At 34.7% G+C, this 23344-nt stretch carries 22 protein-coding genes; 20 read left to right on the top strand and 2 right to left on the bottom strand.

What is annotated here, in order from left to right; translation table 11 throughout:
• The first annotated feature begins 31 nt into the window (after positions 1-31).
• From M666_RS05915 to M666_RS05875, 9 genes are all read left to right on the top strand, one after another.
• Positions 32-1513 carry an AAA family ATPase gene (locus tag M666_RS05915; RefSeq protein WP_029447368.1) on the top strand — a complete coding sequence of 494 codons (1482 nt, stop codon included), beginning with the start codon at positions 32-34 and terminating at the stop codon, positions 1511-1513.
• Between the two features lie 5 nt (positions 1514-1518).
• On the top strand, positions 1519-2019 hold the full coding sequence (locus M666_RS05910) for a hypothetical protein (protein ID WP_029447369.1): 501 nt from the start codon (positions 1519-1521) through the stop codon (positions 2017-2019).
• A 155-nt stretch (positions 2020-2174) separates the two neighbouring features.
• A complete protein-coding gene (locus M666_RS05905) occupies positions 2175-2873 on the top strand; it encodes a hypothetical protein (RefSeq protein WP_029447370.1) in 699 nt (232 codons plus the stop codon).
• 10 nt (positions 2874-2883) lie between these two features.
• On the top strand, positions 2884-4005 hold the full coding sequence (locus tag M666_RS05900) for an MgtC/SapB family protein (protein ID WP_024482193.1): 1122 nt from the start codon (positions 2884-2886) through the stop codon (positions 4003-4005).
• A gap of 33 nt (positions 4006-4038) precedes the next feature.
• Positions 4039-5853, top strand: coding sequence for an OmpA family protein (locus M666_RS19935; RefSeq protein ID WP_024482194.1), 1815 nt, complete (start codon positions 4039-4041; stop codon positions 5851-5853).
• Between the two features lie 84 nt (positions 5854-5937).
• Entirely contained in the window at positions 5938-6708 is a 771-nt protein-coding gene (locus M666_RS05890; RefSeq protein WP_081690246.1) for an ABC transporter permease, read from the top strand.
• Between the two features lie 6 nt (positions 6709-6714).
• Entirely contained in the window at positions 6715-7545 is an 831-nt protein-coding gene (locus M666_RS05885) for an energy-coupling factor ABC transporter ATP-binding protein (protein WP_029447371.1), read from the top strand.
• Between the two features lie 277 nt (positions 7546-7822).
• Complete coding sequence (locus M666_RS05880) at positions 7823-8659, top strand: N-acetylmuramoyl-L-alanine amidase-like domain-containing protein (protein WP_029447372.1); 837 nt, start codon at positions 7823-7825, stop codon at positions 8657-8659.
• Positions 8660-8718: 59 nt separating this feature from the next.
• Entirely contained in the window at positions 8719-9603 is an 885-nt protein-coding gene (locus M666_RS05875) for a hypothetical protein (protein WP_029447373.1), read from the top strand.
• A gap of 168 nt (positions 9604-9771) precedes the next feature.
• Here M666_RS05875 and M666_RS05870 read toward each other — a convergent pair whose 3' ends face one another.
• Positions 9772-10566, bottom strand: a complete 795-nt coding sequence (locus M666_RS05870) for a ThuA domain-containing protein (RefSeq protein ID WP_029447374.1) — start codon at positions 10564-10566, stop codon at positions 9772-9774.
• Between the two features lie 86 nt (positions 10567-10652).
• The gene (locus M666_RS05865) at positions 10653-11540 is read right to left on the bottom strand and encodes a helix-turn-helix transcriptional regulator (protein ID WP_029447375.1); all 888 of its coding nucleotides are present in this window, start codon (positions 11538-11540) and stop codon (positions 10653-10655) included.
• Between the two features lie 202 nt (positions 11541-11742).
• On the opposite strand from M666_RS05865, the gene hemA reads away from it, so the two are divergent.
• From hemA to M666_RS05810, 11 genes are read left to right on the top strand one after another with little or no spacing between them, the layout of a single operon-like run.
• Complete coding sequence (gene hemA, locus M666_RS05860; protein WP_029447376.1) at positions 11743-12999, top strand: glutamyl-tRNA reductase; 1257 nt, start codon at positions 11743-11745, stop codon at positions 12997-12999.
• A complete protein-coding gene (gene hemC, locus M666_RS05855) occupies positions 12996-14570 on the top strand; it encodes a hydroxymethylbilane synthase (protein WP_029447377.1) in 1575 nt (524 codons plus the stop codon). Before hemA ends, hemC begins: the two co-directional genes overlap by 4 nt.
• 15 nt (positions 14571-14585) lie before the next feature.
• Positions 14586-16334 (top strand): TrkH family potassium uptake protein, encoded by a 1749-nt coding sequence (locus tag M666_RS05850; RefSeq protein ID WP_029447378.1) that lies wholly within the window; start codon positions 14586-14588, stop codon positions 16332-16334.
• Positions 16322-17029: a potassium channel family protein gene (locus M666_RS05845; RefSeq protein WP_316932417.1), complete on the top strand. Its 708-nt coding sequence runs from the start codon at positions 16322-16324 to the stop codon at positions 17027-17029. Before M666_RS05850 ends, M666_RS05845 begins: the two co-directional genes overlap by 13 nt.
• 36 nt (positions 17030-17065) lie before the next feature.
• Positions 17066-17437 (top strand): bleomycin resistance protein, encoded by a 372-nt coding sequence (locus M666_RS05840; RefSeq protein ID WP_029447379.1) that lies wholly within the window; start codon positions 17066-17068, stop codon positions 17435-17437.
• A 1-nt stretch (position 17438) separates the two neighbouring features.
• Complete coding sequence (gene hemE, locus M666_RS05835; RefSeq protein WP_029447380.1) at positions 17439-18464, top strand: uroporphyrinogen decarboxylase; 1026 nt, start codon at positions 17439-17441, stop codon at positions 18462-18464.
• Positions 18465-18523: 59 nt separating this feature from the next.
• Positions 18524-19288: an EI24 domain-containing protein gene (locus tag M666_RS05830; RefSeq protein WP_029447381.1), complete on the top strand. Its 765-nt coding sequence runs from the start codon at positions 18524-18526 to the stop codon at positions 19286-19288.
• Positions 19289-19328: 40 nt separating this feature from the next.
• On the top strand, positions 19329-19868 hold the full coding sequence (locus tag M666_RS05825) for a GNAT family N-acetyltransferase (RefSeq protein ID WP_029447382.1): 540 nt from the start codon (positions 19329-19331) through the stop codon (positions 19866-19868).
• Complete coding sequence (gene hemF / locus M666_RS05820; RefSeq protein WP_029447383.1) at positions 19858-20760, top strand: oxygen-dependent coproporphyrinogen oxidase; 903 nt, start codon at positions 19858-19860, stop codon at positions 20758-20760. The genes M666_RS05825 and hemF overlap by 11 nt, the downstream gene beginning before the upstream one ends.
• Positions 20761-20787: 27 nt before the next feature.
• Positions 20788-22098, top strand: a complete 1311-nt coding sequence (locus M666_RS05815) for an ATP-binding protein (RefSeq protein WP_029447384.1) — start codon at positions 20788-20790, stop codon at positions 22096-22098.
• The gene (locus tag M666_RS05810; protein WP_029447385.1) at positions 22098-23321 is read left to right on the top strand and encodes a tetratricopeptide repeat protein; all 1224 of its coding nucleotides are present in this window, start codon (positions 22098-22100) and stop codon (positions 23319-23321) included. The genes M666_RS05815 and M666_RS05810 overlap by 1 nt, the downstream gene beginning before the upstream one ends.
• Positions 23322-23344: the final 23 nt, after the last annotated feature.

The following is a 23344-nucleotide window of genomic DNA, read 5'->3' as shown; positions in this document are numbered from 1 at the left end:
CAAAAGCAACGTATTGCTTAGCACCAACAAAATGAACCAAGACCACGATACTATTACGCCTGAATTTATAGATGTATTGAGAAAAGAAGGAAACAAAGCCTGGAGTATTTGTCTTTCATTAAATGCTGATCATAAATTTAAAAGCGCTTTGAAAGGAATTACTGATGAAAGTTTTTCTGGAACACAATACAAAGTAGAACATTTGGTTCTGAGAGATATTGTTACTTTATACAATACCTTTACCTTAACTTATAATGCAAAATCAAGAATACCAAACAAGATAAAATTTACCCTTATTTTTCTTTATGAAAAGCTTCAAGGAAAAGATCTTGCTCAGTCTTTTGATATTCAAAAATTAGCAAAGTTACCCTTAGCGAAACATTTTGATGCTAATGTGCAGCTTATCCAGGACACCTCTTTTTTTCAGCCTAAAGAAGCCCTCAAAACAGAATACATTTCTACTTTAATTTTAGATAAAATAAAAAGTAATGAGTTTGATGCCATAGCTTCCTTTTTAAATAGGATTGCGTTATTAATGGCACAAGCTGATGGTGTGGTCGCCGAAAAAGAGGAGCTGTTATTAAAGACTATTTCTAAAAAAATTACCAACCCAAAAAGAAGCTTAGACCATTCTAACTACATAGAAGTTCCTGAAGATGATACGATAGAAAAAGTCTTAGAAGAGTTAAACGAACTTGTTGGTTTAGAAGAGATAAAGAAAGATGTAAATGATCTTATCAATTTCTTAAAAGTTCAAAAAATACGAGAAGAGAATGGTTTAAAAGCCAATAAAACGTCACTCCACTTTGTTTTTATGGGACCTCCTGGAACAGGAAAAACCACGGTAGCAAGAATGTTAGGAAGAATTTTTAAACATTTAGGGTACTTAAAGAGGGGGCATTTAGTAGAAACAGATAGATCTGGTATGGTTGCAGGCTACGTTGGGCAGACCGCACTAAAAGCCGATGAAATTATTAGCGCTGCTTCAGACGGAGTTCTTTTTATAGACGAAGCATATTCTTTAACCTCTGGCGGATTAAATGACTTTGGATCAGAAGCCATTGAAGTTCTTTTAAAACGTATGGAAGACTTAAGAGACAGCCTCGTTGTTGTGGTTGCTGGATATCCTGATGAAATGGAGATTTTTATCCAATCTAATCCTGGGCTACAATCTCGCTTTAATCGCTATTTAAATTTTGATCATTACAAACCAGATGCTTTATTAGCCATATTTAAGTTAATAACCAAGAAATCTGATTTTACACTTACCCCAGATGCTGAAGACAAACTTTCTGAAATTATCATAAGCGTTTATGATAAAAGACATAAAAGCTTTGGTAATGCTAGAACCATGCGTAATCTATTCGAAAAAATAATTCAAAGGCAAGCCAATAGAATTGTCAATATTACTCCGATAACTGAAGAAATCTTAATCACGATTACTGAAGAAGATATTCCTGAAATAGCTGTCGCCGTAAAAGAGATTAGCGTTTTTGATACTGAAAATTCCTAAAATATATGAGCATACAAGATATTATTACCTGGTTTGACTCGCACCATGCTGCTGTTCTCTACTATTTTGGGATAGCACTGGTGCTGGCGCTACTTTGCACCTACATCGTAAATGCAAAAAATATTAGTACGATAAAATATGTCATGTCTTTTTTAGTATATGCGGTGACTATTCCTGGCGTTTTAGCTTTATTCTTATTACTATATAATATTTTATTTCTGGGCTCAAGCATGTTTCAACTAGGTTTGGTTACCTATTTTTTACCCATAGTAGCCATGATATTAATTCTTCTAATTTTAAATAGAAAAATTAAAATGTCTAAATTACCAGGGTTTACGCGCTTATCTAGTTTAATTATTATCATAGGGATATCATTTGTCCTATTATTCATACTTCAGAGGTCATACTTTGGAGTGATATTCTTAGGAGGCTTTACACAACTTTTGCTAGTCTTTGCAGTTATAATGATAGTATTGAGAGTTGCTTGGAATAAATTTGCAAAATAATTTGTAACAAAGTTGAAATATCGAATACCTATAAAAAGAGAAGAAAATAGCATTTAACAAGTAGTAAATAAGCTATAATAGGTAAAATTACCTAATTTTATAGCCTAATACTGCAACAATACATATTTTAACAGTAAAAGATAACCACCCTTGCCATGGCAAAAGAAAAATTTAATTGGAAATCACTTTTTGTAAATGACGAAAATGCGTCAACGACCACTACTTCTAAATCAGAAGAAAAGATTGATTTTCCGAATGAACCAACACCAACATCATCTAGCACTCAGTTTCCACAAAGTAGTGCTCCTCAGCGCAGCCAAGTAACATCTTCTAACATCGATAACGCTATTTTAAATAGTGTTATTGAAATGTATGAATCTGGATTTGAATCATTAAACCTACCTGGTTATGATTTTTATGAATTTTTTAAAGCGATAAAAGCCGTAGGTTCTAACGACCCTAATGTATATAAAATGGCTTTTACTATGGCCCAAAGTGTTGATGCTAAAGTAACCAAAGAGTCGCTTTTAGATGGTGCAAATTTTTACATCAAAGAAATTAATGATGTGCACGAGCAGTACCACACCAAGGGGAATGCCAAAAAAGAAGAATTTCAATCTAGCTTATTACATCAGAAAGAAACCTTATCTACGGAGATAGCCGAATTGGAAAAACAAATTCTTCAATTACAAACTCAGGCTAGTGATAAGAAAAATCAGTTAAATGCGCTGGAAAATGGCACTTCTACTGAGATGACCGATATAGAACAAAAAATTACTGCGAATGATATCGCGAAAACAAAAATTCTGGAGATTATTACAACAGTAGCAGACGGAATTAAAATCAACCTATAAATACCCTTAAATGAATACTGAAGAATCAAAAAGTCATGTATTAGACTTACCTATTTTAAAGCATTTTGATGACGAAAAGGGTGAAATTTCATTAAACCCTAACAACTGGAGAAATGGTGAAAAAGGGTTAAATACCGCTATAAAACTAGCCTTGTTTGCTGCCGTTGGTTATGGCGCTTGGGTTTACATCCTACCACCGCTTTTCACTGCCTTAGGACAAATCATTGCCCTTGCCGGTGTTGCTATCTTTGTAGTATTCTTTATCCTTATGCTTCCTGTTATTTTCAAAGGGCTGCGTAGGTTAACAAGAGCGTTGCATAAATCGCTAATAAAATACGATCCATTTGGGGAGCTGCACGAGCAAAAGCAGAAGATGCTTAGAAACCGAAAAGTTTTTAAAGAGTCTAAAGCAAAAATAAAAGCTTTAAAAAGCAATATGGAAGCAGAGTCTTTCAAAGCTGAGAAAGAAGCAAAAGAATATCAAGACCGTGTTGTAACCTTACAGAAACAAGCTCAGAAGATTAAAACTGAGATGGAACGTTTAGTAGGAGAGAAAGGCTCTGCAGGAAAAGATACCGATGAGTATGTAGAATTACATAGTGCGTTGGCTAAGAAATTATCTGAATCACAACGTGTAACTCATCAACTAGAACAAAGCAAAAGCTTTATTCAAAAATATGGAAGCCGTGCTAATGTCATGGGGAAATTAGACCGCAAACTTACTTTAGCAGGAACAGCAATAGATATCAAGATATCAGATTTTGAAGTTACTATTCAGATGCTAGAGAAAGAGTATGCTTTTGCAAAATCTGCAAGAGAAGCTACAGAAGGAGCAAAATCTGCCATGCATTTTACAAAAGACTGGGAGTTAGAATATGCTTTAGACGTAATTACAGAAACTATTGCTATGGATATTGCCAGAACGCAAGAGAACTTATCAGACATAGATATGCTTACCAGTAAGTATGATATAGATAGTGATGAATTGTATTCTCAATTAGACACCTTAGCTGATAAAATAAAAACAGGAAAAGATTATGTTCCTGATTCTAAGAAATACAAGAATCCAAATTACAAACTAACACAAGAAGACAAGCAAGAGAGTGGCGGTTTTGGAAATATGTTTGATTAACTTTTAAATACTAAATAACTAAACACAATAACAATGGGTAAGATTTTACGAACAAAAAAACTCACCACCTTATCAGAATTATTAATCGTAGTCGTCTTATTAGGCGGTATATTAGGTGCAGTCTATTATTTTGCACCAGGATTGCGAGTTGGTGAAGCTAAAACATTAGACGAGCTAAATGTAGATAAGAATGAAGTAAACAATGTAATTACTTCTGCAAAGCTACCATTACCATCTACTAGTACCTCTAGTGATGTTAAGAATAAACCACTAGTACGTATTGCCGCTTATGCATGGAATGCACAATCTGGTATTATTGTAGCTAACGGAGGTCCTAAAACTACCAAAGGTTCTTTAATGGAGCGCAATGGGGTTAATCTTGAAATTATTCGTCAAGATTGGTTATCAGAATTACGTAACATGCAGATGAAATTCGTTGAAGAATTTGATCGAGGTGAAGAGTATCCTGATGCCGATAAAAGTGCTTTTGCTATTATCATGATGGGAGATGGTGCTCCATTTTACATCAGTACTATGCAACAAGCATTAGATGATAAATTTGGAAAAGATAAATACCACGTACAAGTAGTTGGTGCAGTAGGTATCAGTTATGGTGAAGATAAATTAATTGGCCCACCAAGCTGGAAAGTAGATCCTAAAAGCATGAAAGGTGCTTTAATTTCAACTGTTCTAGGTGATGGTGACTGGGTTACAGCACTTAACTATGCTTTTGCAAACGGACTTAAAGTAAATCCAGATTCTAATACGTATGATCCTGAAGCGGTAAACTTCTACCCTTCTCAAGATGATGATTATATAAAATCTGCTGAAGAACTTATTAAATCTCAAAAATCTGGATGGACAGTACCTTTAAAAGAGGTTAAAAACGGAAAACTTACCGGAAAAACAATCAACAAAAAGATTGATGGTTGTGCTACGTGGACTCCTGGTGACAAAATGGTTTTTGATGCTTTAAGCGGATTTACAGATGTTGCTTCTACCAAAGAATTCAATAACCAAATGGCTACTACAGTTATTGCGGTTAAAGAATGGTCTACTCAACATCCACAAATTGTAAGTAATATATTGAAGTCGGCCTTAACAGCTTCAAACCAAATGAAACAATATGACGAGTGGCAGGTAAGAGCTTCTGAAGCTGTTGCAGATACTTATGATCTTGAAAATGCCAAGTATTGGTATGACATGTTTAAAGGTCAGAAAGGAAGTAAAAACGGAATTGATTACAACATGGGTGGATCAAGAGTTTTTAACTATTCTGATGTTATGCAATATTACGGGATTACAGATGGTACAAACCGTTACAAGGCAGTATACAACCAAGTATCTACCTACTTAAAGGAATTAAATCCTTTTGGTTTCAATGAATCTGTAAAACGTATTGTTCCTTATGAGGAAGCTGTAAACTTGTATTTCATTAAAAACATTAATGACATTGAGTCTGGTACAGCGTACAAAGCAGATTATACGAAAGAAGCTAGTGAAGTAATGGCCTCTGGAGAATGGAATATTAGTTTTGATACGGGTAGCGCAAATATTTCTGCGTCTTCTCAAAGTACTTTAGAGACCATTTACAACCTTTTAATCCAAGCAGAAGACACCAAGCTTAGCTTAGAAGGCCATACAGATGACACAGGTTCTAGCGAAGCTAACTATGACTTATCACAACGAAGAGCACAAGCTGTCGTAAACTTCTTAAGAAGTAAAGGCATTCCTCAGTCACGTTTTCAAAACGTAATTGGAAAAGGAGAAGATGAGCCTGTTGAAAGTAATACAACAAATTCTGGAAGAGCTAAAAACCGTAGGGTAGTTATTGTTCTTTTAAAATAAAATAATTTTAAAATTCACAAAACCGCTCCAATATTGCAATAGTATTTTGGCGCGGTTTTATGTTTATACTAACTTGTAATCATCATGAAAAATATATTCACACCCTTTGAAAATGTAAGCAAGAACACCCGGCTTATGATTATTCTTGTTTGGGTATTAGCCCTTTTTGGAATTTGGTTTGCCTCAAGCATGGGCGATAGGCATTTATTCCCTTCTCCTCAACAAGTCCTACAGGGTTTTATAGAACTTTACAATGAAGGCCTGGTGGTACATATCGGAAGTTCTCTTCTATTGTGTTTTTCGGCTATTATTATCGCCATCCTTATCTCACTAACATTTAGCTACCTGTCTACCGTTCCGGTAATTCAACCCGTAGCAAAGGCACTGAGTAAATTAAGATATTTACCGCTTACCGGTATCACATTTTATTTAGCGATACTAATTAGTGATGCTAGAACCATGCAAATATGGGTTTTAGTTGTGTTTATGAGTACCTACCTAACCACCTCACTTTTGAGTATGGTAAATAGCATTCCCCAAGAAGAGTTTGACCATGCTAGATCTCTAGGATGTAACCGCTGGGAAGTTTTATGGGAAGTTGTCGTAAAAGGAAGAATAGATTATGTTATTGATGTTATCCGTCAAAACCTAGCTATTGTTTGGATGATGTTAGTTACGGTAGAATCTATATTGGTTGCCGCAGGAGGATTAGGTTTCCTAATTAAAAACTCTGATAAGTTCATGAATCATGGAAGAATTATAGCTCTACAAATTGTGATTCTAGCCGTAGGTCTATCTATTGATTTTGTATTAAACTATTTAAGAAAAAGCTTTTTCAGATATTCAAAAATATAATTAGAGATGAATTACAGCAGTGAAAATACATTACTCTATGTTGAAAACCTAAGCGTGGCTTATGGTGATAAAACAATCATAAAGGATATTAACCTTGTTGAAAAAGATGTTATTAGAACAGGTGAAGTTACAGGGCAAGTTATTGCCGTTGTAGGCCGTTCTGGAACAGGAAAATCTACCTTCTTCAAAGCTTTAACAGGTTTAGTAAAGCCTACTTCTGGAAAAGTATTAATTGCAGATACCACCACCGAGAATGCCCAAAATGATGCCAAAGAGGTACATGAAGGAGATATCGGTTTTGTAGATCAAAAATATACCTTGTTTAGAAACAAAACAGTCTATGAGGCCTTACTTTTTGCCTTGCGCAATAAAGAGATGCCTAAAGAAGCTAAACACGAGCAAATTCTCACCTATTTAAAAGACTGGGGACTTGAAAAAGCAAAGGACCAATATCCTTGTGAGCTTTCTGGTGGGCAACGCCAAAGAACCGCAATTATAGAACAGATATTTTCATCGGGGCACTACATGGTCTTAGACGAACCTTTTTCTGGTTTAGACGTTGGTAATATTGAAGATGTAAAAAATGCCTTTAAATTGATTACTAAGAGTCATGAATACAATACTATCATTTACTCTACGCACGACATTGAACTAGCAGTAGAATTAGCAGACAGTATTTATGTGATAGGATATCCTGAAATAGACGGTAAGAAAATGACGTACGGAAGTATCGTAAAGCATTTTGACATGAAAGAAATTGGTCTAGCTTGGAAAGAATTTGGACTAGGACATCTAGACATTGTTAAGCAAATAAAAAATATAATGCTTCAATCTTAGCATAGCGCAATGCAAGCTGCTTCAAGAGCAATGAAGGATATTTCAGCGCAAGCAGAGCAGATTATATAGGACAAACCGAATATTGTAGCCCTTGAAAAATTTGCCATCTATCCTACAGCTTTAAAAGCGTACTTAGTAAGCAACATAGATGATGCTTTTATCTTAAGTCAAGAAAATTACAGATTTAAAACTAGAAGCAGCTAAAGGAAGAATCGTTAGCGGTATGCTTCTGCATCGGTACTATTGAACAATTATTTTGAATAAATCATATTACATTATGAAGATACTATTTCTTATAGCGCTATTATTTACAAACTTCAGTTTTGCACAACAAATTACCTGCTCTCCTCAAAGCAAGGAAGCTGTTCATGCTAAGATTAAAGAAGTGAAGGCGCTTAAAAAATTAGAAATAGGCAATACCATAGTAGCTGTTGGAAAAACATTTCTAGGAACTCCATACGTTGCCAAAACATTAGAAATTGGAACCACAGAATCTTTAGTGGTGAATTTAGAAGGTTTAGATTGTACCACCTTTGTTGAAAATGTTTTAGCCTTCTCGCTCTTAAAGAGAAGTGATAGCACAAGTTTTGATGCATTTACCAAAGCTCTTGAAACCATTCGGTATAAAAATGGAACACTAAATGGTTACCCATCACGTTTACATTACTTTACAGAATGGATAGCAAACAATCAGTTTAAAGGATTAGTAACAGATATAACTGCTAAAATTGGCGGAACTCCTGTGCAAAAGGAAATAAATTTCATGAGTACACACCGAGAACTGTACCCTTTTTTAAAAGATGATAATGCCAACCTAGCGCAGATACAAGCTTCTGAACAGTATTTAAATAATCAGGAGTTTTGCATTTTAGAAAAGAACACTATTGCAGCCAATGAACACCTCATACAATCTGGAGATATCATAGCCCTGACCACTTCTATAAAAGGTTTAGATATTACTCACACCGGAATAGCTACTAGAGAAAAAGATGGTCGCATTCACTTATTACACGCTTCTACTTCAGGAGTGGTTAAAATATCTGAAAAGCCTTTAGTAGATTATTTAAAAGGGATTAAGAGCAATACTGGGATTATGGTTGTTCGGGTCAATTAACGCTCTTATTCACAAGAATAATTCATAACTAAGTTACAAGCAATTTTAATAACGAATAAATGAGACAGAATTTGTTAGAGAAATATATTGAACAACATCCTGATTTCAATTCAGAATTAGAAAAATTATCCGGCAAGAATAAAGAGAAGTTTATTCGATATTTTAAAAATGAAAAGCAGAAAGTAAACTTCCTATCATTACTTTCCGAATTTAGATTTGCTCAATTTTTAGAAGGAGAATCATTTGTCTATGAATATGAACCTACCATTGGACTAAAAACACCAGACTTTGCGTTTGAACTAACCAATAAGAACTTGGTTTATTTTGATGTCAAAAGATTTAACATCTCCGATCTCGATAAAAAAAACGATAAAAAATTATATGACTTAGCAGAACTTTTAAAAACGATAGAGAAACCATATTACGTGTATCTTGAGCAAATAGAAAAAGAATTAGACTTTGATTTAGAAATAACATTTGAAGTAATAAAAAAATGGCTACTTCACAACAATCTAAATAAAGGTGACTCTTTCAACTATGAAAACCTGTTCAGAGTGGAAATAGGTATTGAAAATAAAAATAGGAATCATGTGCTATATTCTTACATTTGTAAAAATCCAAACATACACATTAGCAAACTAGCATCTGATGTCTTATCTAAGGTGAGGACCTATCAGAAAGATATAATTGATAATGGACTTCCTTTCTTCGTTGGCATAGACCTAACGAGTGATACATTAAAAGACCCCTTAGACTATTGGATTCAATTCCTTGGAGGCTCTAGCATGAACAATGATACGAGTATAGACTCATTTTACACTAATTCAGAGTTTAATGGATTAACTGGTTTGTTGATAAAATATTGCGATCAATTTTATTGGCTTAATAACCCAAAAAACAATACGCAAATTAAATTTCAAAATGCTAAAACTAAATACAAATAAAAGCTAGTCTACAAGTATAATATTAATTGCTTTGGTTTTTCTGTAACCGTCATAACTTCCTAAATTTAAAAGCATTGAATAAACAACAGACTTCCTAAAACAAAATTCGGCATACTAATCAAGAGATGAGCACACCGAATTTATATATGGTATTAAACCGTTAATAGTTTATCGCTTCAAACACCATTCTATACCCCCTAATAAATGTTGTCTAAAATTAACGTCATCAAAAGCAGCATTGGTATGACCTAAACCAGTATAAAATGCTCTACCACCATCAAATTCGTGAAACCAGGCAATAGGATGATTATCACCATTTTTACCACCTTCGTAACTTGTTTCATCTAACTTAAGTAACACATTTAAAGATGGATTTATATTTTTAAAATTATACCACTCATCAAAATGGCTCCATGTACCCTCTAAATGTTGTGTTGCCGCATGATCACCATTGATAACATCTAATGTTGCTTGCTGTTGTTTTGGATGATTTAAAAAATACGCCCCCACCAATTTACCATACCAAGGCCATTCATATTCCGTATCGGTTGCAGCATGAATACCCAAGTAACTACCGCCGTTTTTGATATAATTCTCAAAAGCTACTTGCTGTTCATCACCTAAAACATCTCCAGTAGTGCTTAGAAATACAACTAATTGGTATTTTTTAAGATTTGCGGCATTAAACTGCAATGAATCATCGGTTTGGTAAACCTCAAATTTATTGGATAGACCTAATTCTTTAATAGTAGCAACCCCTTTTTCTATAGATCCATGCCTATAGCCCGCGGTTTTAGTAAATATTAAAACTTTAGGCTTTAATGCTTCTAATTTAGTTTTTGAAATTTTTAAAGGTTCCGGGTGATTTAGCACCACTTGCTGATCTACAACCTTCGTTGTAGCACAAGAACCTAAGATTAAAAATAGAGCTCCCAGAAGAATACCAGAAAAAACAGATTTCATAATGTGTGTATTTAATGAACTCTAAATATCGGTATTTCTAAGATACAAGACTATAACTAGTGTCCCAAAATGGAGCAAAATTGTGTTTATCCGGCCAATGCCATTAAATATTTCTTTGGTGTAGTACCATACTTCTTCTTAAAAGCCGCTATAAAGTGACTCGAAGTACTGTAACCAACTTTTAGACCTACTTCATTAACATTATGCTGACCGCTTTCTAACATTTTACGCGCATATTCCATTTTATAATCGAATAAAAAACTAAAAACAGAATCGCCATAAATTTGTTTAAAGCCTTCTTTTAATTTTTTTATAGGCAGCCCTATTTCATCCGAAAGTTCGGTGAGCGTAGGTGGTTCTGCCATTCTGGAAATAATAATTTCTTTTGCCTTACGGATTCTCCGTACATTGTCCTCGTCTACCAAGAAAGGACATTGTTCTAAATCTGCATCTGAACTTTTATTAAAATAGAGAGAAATAAGCTCATAGACCTTTCCTTTTATATATAGTTCTTTTATAGAAGGATGAAGATTGTAATTCATCATCTGACTAAGAATTACTGCTATTGCAGGACTAAAACCTTCTTGACTGTAATATTTTTTGTCTTTATTATCCTTATTCAAGAACGGAATGTAATCTGCTTCTTTAGAGAATAAAGAATGAAACTTACGAATGGTCATTACTACAGATACAATCCAAGAATTTGGACTCAGTTCTAAATTAAGAGGTAAATCTATTTGCGTGTTATAGAGCAAAAGCGAATTCTCCTCTGGCACTTCTAAAGCATAGCGCCCATCATTAAAAATAAACTTAGCACTACCCTTTAAACAAAAATGAAACTGAATAAAGGAACTGTCTATTTGCTTGCTAACTTTTTGAATATCAATGCTATCATTCTGAATTTTTAGTGCAAAAAAACCTTCATCAATTAACACCTCTTTAAATGAACCTTGAGCGTCATTTATTTCATCCATAACCGTATAAATTATATTTATCACCAATTTAGAAGTATTCTAAATTGGCAGACCTATGGTCATATATTCCCTATAAAATTAAGCTAAATAGTAGAATTAGCATGGAAAAAGCTGCAAAATTCTTGAAACGACACTAATTGTTCCGCTAGCGTTACTTTTATCAAAACCATGGAAGTACTTTTGCCACGATTGCAAAGATTACATGAAAGATTATCACATTTCTAAACACAACTCGTTTTATACGATTGGACTTAACTACAAAAAGGCGGATGCCAAAATTCGTGGTAAGTTCAGCTTAAACGAATTAGCTATAGACAGTTTACTGATACAGGCTAAAGGCCAAGGTATAGATGGACTCTTAGTTACATCAACATGTAACAGAACTGAACTATACGGTTTTGCACAACACCCTTTTCAACTTATAAAATTACTTTGCGACAATACTTTAGGTACTGTTGAAGAATTTCAAGAGGTAGCCTATGTCTATAAAAATAATGACGCCATAAGTCATTTATTCAAAGTAGGTACAGGATTAGATAGCCAAATTCTTGGAGATTTTGAAATTATAAGTCAATTACGACAAAGCTTTAATCGCTCTAAAAAATTAGAAATTGCCAATCCGTTTATAGAACGCCTTTGCAACTCTGTGATACAAGCTAGTAAAAAGATAAAAAACGAAACTGAAATTTCTTCAGGAGCTACTTCCGTATCCTTTGCTTCGGTTCAGTACATCATGAGAAATGTACCCGAAATTTCAACAAAGAATATTTTATTATTCGGAACAGGAAAAATAGGAAGAAACACTTGTGAGAACTTGATTAAACATACAGCAAACTCTCACATTACGCTTATCAACAGAACAAAAGATAAGGCAGAGAAAATTGCAGGCAAATTCAACTTAGTTGTAAAAGACTACGGGGATTTACAAACAGAGATTAGAAATACCGATGTATTGATTGTCGCTACAGGAGCACAATCACCGACAATTTCTAAGGAGTTAATATACACCAAGAAACCGCTATTAATTTTAGATTTATCTATTCCGAAAAATGTATCTGATGATGTTACTGAGTTACCAAATGTAACCCTAATACATCTAGATCATCTTTCGCAAATGACGGATGAAACACTAGAAAAAAGAAAGCAGTTTATTCCTGAGGCAGAAGCTATTATTGAGCAAATAAAAGAAGAATTTATCCAGTGGTTAGAAACTAGAAAATTTGCTCCCGTTATAAAAGCATTAAAAAAGAAGCTTAAAGTAATGAAAGATGAAGAACTCAACTTTCAAAGCAAGAAGTTATCTGATTTTAATTCCGTTCAAGCAGACATTGTTTCTGAACGTATTATTCAAAAAATCACCAAACAATTCGCAAATCACTTAAAAGGCGATGATATTGATGCTGATAACAGTTTGGCATTAATTCAAAAAGTGTTTCAATTAGAAGTAGAAAGTAAATGAGTAAGATAATCCGCATTGGAACACGTGATAGTGAATTGGCACTATGGCAAGCAAAAACCGTACAGAAACAATTAAAAGAACAAGGATACCAATCGGTATTAGTTCCTGTTAAATCTATAGGTGATTTGGTTTTAGACAAGCCACTTCATGAATTAGGTATTACGGGTGTCTTTACAAAAACATTAGACATTGCAATGCTAAAAGGTGAAATTGATATTGCTGTACATTCTATGAAAGATGTACCAACAGTATTGCCAAAAGGTATTGTACAAGCAGCTGTTTTAAAGCGCGGTAATTACATGGATATTTTAGCTTTTAAAAATAACGAAGAGTTTCTTGGACAGAAAGAAGCGGTTATTGCCACCGGAAGCTTACGAAGAAAAGCACAATGGCTTAATAGATACCCAAGTCATGAGATTGTAGACTTACGTGGTAACGTTCAAACACGAGCAGAGAAACTAGACAACAATGACTGGAACGGCGCCATATTTGCGGCAGCTGGTCTAGAACGTGTTGGTTTAGAATTTGAAAATACTATAGGATTAACATGGATGGTTCCTGCCCCTGCTCAAGGTGCAGTGGTTGTCGTTGCTTTGGAAGATGATGAGTTTTCTAAAAATGCATGTAAGGAATTAAACCATAAAGAAACTGAAATCTGTACTACTTTAGAACGAAAGTTCTTAAACCTTTTAGAAGGTGGTTGTACCGCTCCTATTGGAGCCTTAGCTATAATTAAGGATACCAACATAAGTTTAAAAGGAGTTTTACTAAGTGTTGACGGAAAGAAAAAAATTGAAGTAGAGTTCACCTCAAAATTAGGCAAACACGAAAACTTAGCCGAAGCATGTGTAGAACGCATATTTAGCCGTGGTGGAAAATTATTAATGAGTGAAATTGCAGGAATCACGAAAGAACCTATTGTTTTCTCTACTAAAAAATTAACTACGGAACAAGCAGAGCGTTTTGATTCTAAAATAGCGGTGGCTTCAGAAGATTTTATTCAAATTAGCTTAAATAGAATTCCAAGGCTTACCTTAAAGGCAGCGCATAAAAACGTAATAATTACAAGCCAAAATGCTGTTGAAGCGTTAATTGCTAGTATTAATCCTGAAGAGCTCAAATTTGAAAATATCTATTGCGTGGGTCGAAAAACCAAGCGCTTAATAGAAAGAAGACTTGGAAAGGTTACTCATTTTGAAAGCAGTGCAAAAGAGCTAGCAGACTACCTCGTAGAACACATAGATGGAACTACAGCAAGCTATTTCTGTAGCAATATACGCTTAGATGAATTACCTAGCATCTTAGCAGAGCATAAAATTGAACTTACCGAGATAGAAGCCTATAGCACCAAAAAATCACCCGTAAAAGTAGCAAACTCTATTAAAGGCGTGCTCTTTTACAGCCCTTCAACTATAGACAGCTATCTTCAAGAAAATAGTTCTGATGTAGTTGCTTATTGTATTGGAGACACTACAGCTACGGAAGCTAAAAAACATTTCTCAAAAGTTTACACCGCTAAAATGCCTACCTTAGAGTCTGTTATTGACTTAGTTAATAAAGACTACGAGTAATTTAGACCGTTTATCATGTGGAATAAAGTCAGGTTATCTAGCCTTGCCGTTCTATTTTTAGATCTTGGCTTGGTAATCTTTTTAATTTACGACTTTGGTTTTAAAGACTATCAGGATTTAAGACAGTACAAATTAATTGTGCTGCCAACCTTAGTATTAGCGTTAATCCTATTTAATCTCTATAAGTATAGGCTTTTTAAAAGGCAGCGCAAATCAAACATTAGCCCCAAAATAAATCTCTACTACCTCTCCCTACTCGTTATAGTAGAGGTGGTTACTATCATTAGCGATTTTGAAATCTCTTTGTTTGATAGCTTTTTTAATGTGCGTTATGTTATTGAGTACGGCCTTTTATTTTACTTTTTCATTCGAATCTCCTTTTTGGTACGTAAAATATATGCCATCTACTTTAACCCTGCGATTTTGTTTGTTGGAAGTTTTGCCATCATCGCATTAGGAGGAACATTTCTATTAATGCTACCAGCCTCTACTACTCATGGCATATCATTTATAGACGCTTTGTTTACCGCCACAAGTGCTACCTCTGTTACCGGATTAATTGTAGTAGATACTGCCAAAGATTTTACGTCTTTTGGGCAAACGGTTATCATGGTAGTTTTTCAATTAGGAGGCTTGGGGATGTTAACGTTTACTTCCTTTTTTGCTTATTTTTTCAAAACAGGATCCTCGTTTAGAGAAAGTCTTTATATGAAAGACATTATGGGAAATAATGATGAACTAGGCGGAATCATGAAAAGAGTAATGCAAGTTGTTGCTTTTTCATTGCTAGTTGAAGCATTGGGCGCTGTTTTGATTTACACCTCCTTACCCAATTCTGACACCATACCCAATCAAGGATTTTTTGCCGTATTTCATGCCGTATCAGCATATTGTAATGCAGGCTTCTCCTTAGAGTCAATGGGCTTGTACGATATTAATCTTAGGTTTAATTATTATTTACAATGGATACTAATGGCCCTCATCATTTTTGGAGGATTAGGGTACCACATTGCCTTTAATGTCATACAATACGTAAAAAGGTTTATCACCAACCTCTTTAGATCTAAAAACAAAATTTTTATCTCTAGAGTCATTCTACTGAATACCAAGATTGTTTTATACACATCCGCTCTGCTAATTGTTTGCGGAACCGGATTTTTCTTAATTTCTGAGCAACATACCAATTTAATAGAACATACCACTTGGTTTGGAAAATTAACTACCTCGTTATTCTCTTCTGTAACCGCAAGAACAGCGGGGTTTAACACCGTAGACTATGCTAATTTTAGTATTCCAGGCATCCTGTTTATGATATTTCTGATGTGGATAGGAGCATCACCCGCCTCTACCGGTGGAGGAATTAAAACCACTACGTTTGCCATTGCCACATTGAACGTGTTTTTTGTCGCTAAAGACCAACCACATATAGAAATAGGGACACGAAGAATCGCAGCACAATCTGTACGTAGAGCTTTTGCTATTATGGCTATTTCATTAGCTAGTATTGGAACAGGTATCTTATTTTTGCTCATATTTAACCCAGAATTTAGTTTGCTACAAATAGCCTTTGAAGTATTTTCTGCCTTTAGTACCGTTGGTGTATCTATGGGAATTACCGCTTCACTTTCAGACCTAAGTAAGTTGGTCTTAATTTTATTGATGTTTTTAGGAAGAATAGGTCTTTTAAATCTAATGATTGGATTATTGAAAAATGTGAGTCAGGCAGACTATAGTTATCCTGAAGAAAATATATTAATAAATTAACCAAAATTGCTCGTATGAAAATTATAGTTATCGGACTTGGAAATTTTGGAATGTCGGCCGCCATCAACCTATCAAACACTAACAATGAAGTGATTGCGGTAGATGTGGACCCTGAGAAAATCAGTCAAATAAAAGATCAAGTTGCACATGCAGTAGCCTTTGATGCCAAAAAAGAATCTGCGTATAACTCACTACCCTTAAAAAATACAGATTTAGTAATTATTGCTATTGGAGATAGAAACGGTACGGCTATTATGAGTACCGCCATTATAAAGAAATTAACCAATGCTAAAATAATTGCTAGGGCGTCTTCCCCTATTGAAGATACCATTTTACAAGCCATGGGTGTAGATCAAATTATACATCCTGAAAGAGAATTTGCAGAGAAATTCACAAAAACCATTAATTTAGATGGGAGCATTGATAATTTTGAAGTAGATGAGGACCATTTAGTTTCGGAAATTGAAGTCCCGAAAGACCTGATAGGCACAACTATACTAGCCTCTAAATTTAGAGAAAATTACGATGTAAATATTATTACAATCATACGGCAACAAAAAAAGAAAAACATTTTAGGAAGTACCTACACGAAGAAAGACGTACTAGGCACACCAGATCCTAACACCGTCTTACAAAAAGGAGATATCCTTGTTGTATTCGGTAAGGACAAAAATATCAAAAGAATATTAAAATAATTTATACCAATTGTTTTTTTCTAATAAATTGAACCTATGCTACACGCAATTCATCCTAAATTACCGATGCGCAATAAAACTGTAACAAAACAGTACTACATTGACCAATTAGGCTTTAATGAACTGGGCACTGTAGCGTATGATGATTATCTTATGATTAGTAAAGATGCTATAGAGATTCATTTTTTTAAGTTTGAAGCACTTAAACCTAAGGAAAATTACGGACAAGTATACATAAGAACAACTAACATTACTAAAATATACCAAACGTTTTTAAATAAGAAAATTTCTATTCACCCTAACGGTTCCTTAAATTTGAAACCTTGGGGCCTAAAAGAATTTTCAATCTTAGATCCTGATCATAATTTAATAACCTTTGGAGAACAACTATTAAAAAATAGCTTATAACATGATAAAAAACGATTTATTCTTACGCGCATTAAAAGGAGAAACAGTAGAACGTCCACCTGTATGGATGATGCGCCAAGCAGGTAGGTATTTACCTGAATTCATGGAAATTAAAAAAGAATATGATTTCTTTACAAGATGTCAAACTCCGGAGTTAGCCTCTGAAATCACCGTACAACCAATTCGCAGATATGGCATGGATGCCGCTATTTTATTCTCTGATATCTTAGTGATCCCGCAGGCGATGAATATAGAGGTACAAATGAAGCCAGACTTTGGCCCGTATTTACCAAACCCTATTCGCACACAAAAAGATGTAGACGCTGTTATTGTTCCGGATGTAGAGATAGCCTTAGACTATGTAATGAAAGCTATTAAGGCTACTAAAGAGAAATTGAATAACGAAGTGCCTTTAATTGGATTTGCGGGCTCTCCGTGGACTATTTTGTGTTATTGCGTTCAAGGCCAGGGAAGCAAGAATTTTGATAAAGCTAAAGAATTTTGTTTTATGCAACCTCTTGCAGCACACCAATTGCTACAAAAAATCACAGATACCACTATAGCCTACTTAAAAGCAAAAGTAAAGGCGGGTGTTAATGCCGTTCAGGTATTTGATTCTTGGGGCGGAATGCTATCGCCTACAGATTATACCGAATTTTCATGGAACTATATTCAACAAATCATAGATGCTTTAAAAGAAGAAACGCCAGTGATTGTTTTCGGAAAAGGTTGTTGGTTTGCCCTAGGTGATATGGCAAAATCCGGTGCAGCTGCCTTAGGTGTTGACTGGACCTGCTCTGCTAGAAATGCACGTTACCTAACAGGTGGGAATATTACCTTACAAGGAAATTTTGATCCTGCACGTTTGCTTTCACCACCAGCGGACATCAAAAGAATGGTTACCCAAATGATTAATGAATTTGGTAAAGATAAATATGTGGTGAATCTTGGTCATGGTATTTTGCCAAATGTTCCTGTAGATAATGCTAGAGCATTTATAGATGCCGTTAAAGAATACAAAGGATAAAATATTAGTTGCCATTATAATTGTTAGATTTATAGAACTGAACCTTAAAAAGTAAGCGTATGTTAAAAAATATTCTATTAGGTATAAAATCATATTCCGGCACATTTAAACTCATGAAAGAGCTTAAACTATGGAAGTATTTTTTTATACCAATGGTTATTAGTTTAATCACAGCATCGCTTATAGGAGTGGCTGCTTGGAGCCTATCAAGTAGTTTTGGAGAATTTATAGCTACTTTGTGGATTTGGGATTTTGGTAAAGATACCTTCACCTCTATCTCCACATTATTTAGTGGACTCATAATTCTAGTCTTAGGTTTTATCCTTTACAAGCATATTGTAATGGCGCTTTCCGCACCGTTTATGAGCCCTGTTTCAGAAAAAATTGAAGCACATTTAACAGGTGTTGAAAATCATGATCACAAAAAGACATCGTTTAATGAACAATTATGGCGCGGAATAAAAATCAATATTAGAAATTTAGGAAAAGAACTATTATATACTCTTCCGTTGCTATTATTGAAACTCATTCCGGTAGTCAACATATTTTCAGCAATAGCGCTCTTTCTGTTACAAGCCTATTATGCAGGTTTTGGGAGTATGGATTATACCTTAGAGCGTCATTTTAATTATAAAGATAGCATAGATTTTGTACGAAAAAATAGAGGAGCTGCCATAGGAAATGGAATAATTTTTATGCTGTTTTTATTTATACCTGTAATTGGTATCATCATCGTCCTACCACTTTCAGTTACTGCCGCATCAATAAAAACAATCGGTACAATACAAAAAAACCAATTAGAACAAAATATTATAAATAATTAAATTATAGTACGTTACATACATTTAATTAAATAACTAAATTATGATAATTGATTGCGAAACACATACTATAGAAAGCATTTCAATGAAGGATAATTGGAGAATTTGTAATTTTGCAGTAACGAATACAGACCGGCTAAAGCGCTATTTTCCGAAAACCCTAAAACAAAATCTGACACCAACCCTTTCAGAAATATTTGTTTCCCAAAAAGTTAAAGACTTTAAAGAAAAAACAGAATTTCTTTTTACTTTAAAAGAAAAAGAGAAGAGGACGATTATAGGTTTGGTTTACGTAAAAAATATAGATTACGAAATAAAGCGTGCAGAATTGGCTTATGGTATTGATTATGAATATGAAGGCAAAGGAATTACCTCTAAAACCGTACGGTATATTTCTGATTGGGCAAATAAAGAATTAGGAATAGAAACGTTACAAATAATTGCCCACAAAACAAATACAGGTAGCGTAAAGGTGGCAGAAAACAACCATTATGTTTGGGTAAAAACACTGCCAAAAGAACACACACCACCAAATGAAGCTCCATTAGATATGGAACTATATGAATTACATTATGAAAGATAAGTTTTACGCATATATTCAAACATTACAAGATACCATTACCTCAAAATTAGAAGAAGTAGATGGGGCTGTAAAATTTCAAGAAGATATTTGGGAACGTCCAGAAGGTGGTGGTGGCAGAACACGTGTCATAGAAAATGGCGCTGTTTTTGAAAAAGGAGGTGTCAATATCTCTGGTGTACATGGCGCCCTACCAGAAAGTATGCAAAAATATTTTGGCGTAAAAGATGCCGACTTTTTTGCTTGTGGACTAAGTTTAGTACTGCATCCTAAAAACCCAATGGTACCAACAGTGCATGCCAATTGGCGTTATTTTGAAATGTATGATAAAGAAGGTACTATTGTAGATCAATGGTTTGGCGGCGGTCAAGACCTAACACCTTATTATCTTTTTGAAGAAGATGCCGTGCATTTTCATTCGACATGCAAGAAGGCATGTGATGCTCATAATCCTGAATTTTACAGCAAGTATAAGAAACGATGCGACGAATATTTCTGGAACACCCACAGAGATGAAGGTCGTGGTCTAGGCGGACTCTTTTTTGATTACTGTAAAGCTACCGATGAGATGCAAATGCAAGACTGGTATAACTTTGTAACCGAAGTGGGCGATAGCTTCCTAGAAGCATATGTACCAATCGTTATAAAAAATAAAGAAAAAGCGTACACCCCTGAACAACGTACGTGGCAAGAAATTCGCCGAGGCCGTTACGTTGAGTTTAATTTAGTACACGATAAAGGCACCTTGTTCGGACTAAAAACAAACGGGCGTATTGAAAGTATTTTAATGAGCCTACCACCGCACGTTCAGTGGGTGTATGATCATCAACCCGAGAAAGGTAGTGAAGAAGAAAAATTATTAGCTGTGCTTAAAAATCCTAAAGACTGGATTTAACCTATTCATATATCAAAATAAAATTACATGCTTGAAAGTTTATTAGAAGCCTTAAAGTTTTCCCCGAATAATGTTGCTCTAAAATTGCAAATTGCCAAGTTGTATGCGCAAAATGGTGATTACACCAATTGTGAGAAACAGCTTTATGAATGTATTGATCTAGATAGTACGCATAAAGATGCTAAATATGAATTAGCCAATTGTTTTTACAAGCAAGGAAAAACCTCAGCAGCAGAAGTGCTATTAGAGGAAATTACCAAAAACTCCAATAACATTAAATACTTAGAGCTACTTTGCTATTGCCAATTAAAACAGGACAATTATAATGATGCTCAAGACACTTATAAAGACATTTTAACCATAGATCATTCTTACATCAACGAAGATTTTGATCGAAAACTCAAAATCACTACCACTTCTTCTTTTGATGACGATGACGACGATGATTTTGCAGACGAGGATGCTATTTCATTTATGAAAAAGCCAGAGGTTAGCTTCAAAGATATTGGAGGCATGCACAATGTGAAAAAAGAAATCTCCCTTAAAATCATTAAACCTTTAGAACACAAAGATTTATACAAAGCCTACGGAAAGAAAATAGGAGGCGGTATATTACTTTATGGTCCTCCAGGATGTGGTAAAACCCACTTAGCTAGAGCTACAGCGGGTGAAATCAATGCCAACTTTATTAACGTAGGAATCAATGATATCTTAGATATGTGGATCGGGAGCTCTGAGCGTAACCTACACGAGATATTTGAGACGGCACGAGAGAACACTCCTTGTGTAATCTTTATTGATGAAATTGACGCGCTAGGCGCCAATAGAAACGATATGAACAAAAATTCTGGCAGAACAGTAATCAACCAGTTTTTAGCAGAATTAGATGGTATTGATGCAGATAATGATGGAATTTTAGTGATCGGCGCTACAAATGCCCCGTGGTATTTAGACCCAGCGTTTAGAAGACCAGGGCGTTTTGACCGTATTATATTCGTTTCGCCTCCAGATACCGAAGCACGTGAAGAGATATTTACCATTCAGCTAAAAGACAAGCCTATTGAGACTATTGATTATTCTTCATTAGCAAAAGTAACCAAAGAGTTTTCTGGTGCGGACATTAAAGCTACCATAGACGTGGCCATTGAGAGCAAATTAGAAGAGGCTTTCAAAGACGGCATCCCAAAACCATTATCAACAAAAGATATTTTGAAGGCAGCAAAAAAAATGAAGGCAACCACTAAAGAATGGTTTAGTTCTGCTAAAAATTATGCATTGTACTCCAATGATGGCGGTCTATATGACGAAATACTGACATACTTAAACATCAAAAAATAATGGAATCAGTACATAAAGATAGAGGGATTCAATTATTTGAATTAGGACGCATTAAGGATGCCATTGATCACTTTAAAAAAGCAATTTCTGAAGATCATGAAGATTGGACGAGTAAGTTTTATTTGGCCATTTGTTACTTAAACGAAAAGCAATTAGAAGAAGCTGAAAAAATTACAGAACGCCTTTTAGAAGATACACCTAATGATGCCAATGTATTTTATCTAAAAGCAAAAATTAAGTTACAAAAAGATGAGTACGACGCATCTCGCAAATTCATAGACATGGCCATTGCCATAAACCCTTATGATGCAGATTACTTTGGACACAAAGCAGGCCTATTACTACAAAAGAAAAAATTTGAAGAAGGTTTAGAAGCGGTTAATGAAGGTTTAAGGATTGATGCAAAAAATGCTTATTGTCTAAACCTAAGAGCACAGATCTTAACCAAACTTAATAGAATACCTGAAGCAGACCAGACGGTTGAAGATATATTATATGACAATCCAGAAGACAGTTATTCTCACGCCAATATAGGCTGGGTGCAATTAGAAAATGGCAATCATAAAAAAGCTTTAGACCATTTTAAACAAGCCCTACAGTTTGACCCTAACTTTGAGTATGCCCGTGAAGGGATGACTACAGCCCTAAAAAGCAAGAATTTTATCTATAGATGGTATCTAAAATATTCTTTTTGGATGGCCAAGCAGTCATCAAAAAACCAATGGGTATTTATTATTGGTTTATACATTGCCTATCGCGTAGCGGTTAAATTATTGGATAGCGCGGGACTTTCGTACGTAGCGATTCCGCTTATCATAGCCTATTTGCTTTTTGCCCTTGGCGGGTGGATTATGGAACCACTTTCTAATACCATTCTTAATTTTGATAAGTATGGCAAATTTCTCTTAGATAAAAACGAAAAAATAAGTGGCTTTATTTTCGGAAGCTTAGCACTATTGGGAGTTATCTCCATTACCCTATTTTATGCATTTGGCTTTCAATACGGCTTAACTTTAGCCATAGCTTTCATCTGCACTTTGATACCGCTTCCAGGAGCATTTTTAATCACAAAAAAGAAGCCAAGAGTATTTGGCATTGCCTATGGCTGCACTATGTTAGCCATTGCCTTTATAGGCCCCTTATTTACCACCCTTATGTTCACACAGCTCATCATATTTTTTATGATGGTTGGCTATACTTGGATTGGTAATATTGGAAAATAATAAAATGATTACGCCTAAAGCAC

The sequence above is a fragment of the Cellulophaga baltica 18 genome, from assembly GCF_000468615.2.
GTDB lineage: Bacteria > Bacteroidota > Bacteroidia > Flavobacteriales > Flavobacteriaceae > Cellulophaga > Cellulophaga baltica.
The sequence above is the reverse complement of the archived record's forward strand: the minus strand, read 5'-3'. Positions and strand labels throughout refer to the sequence as shown.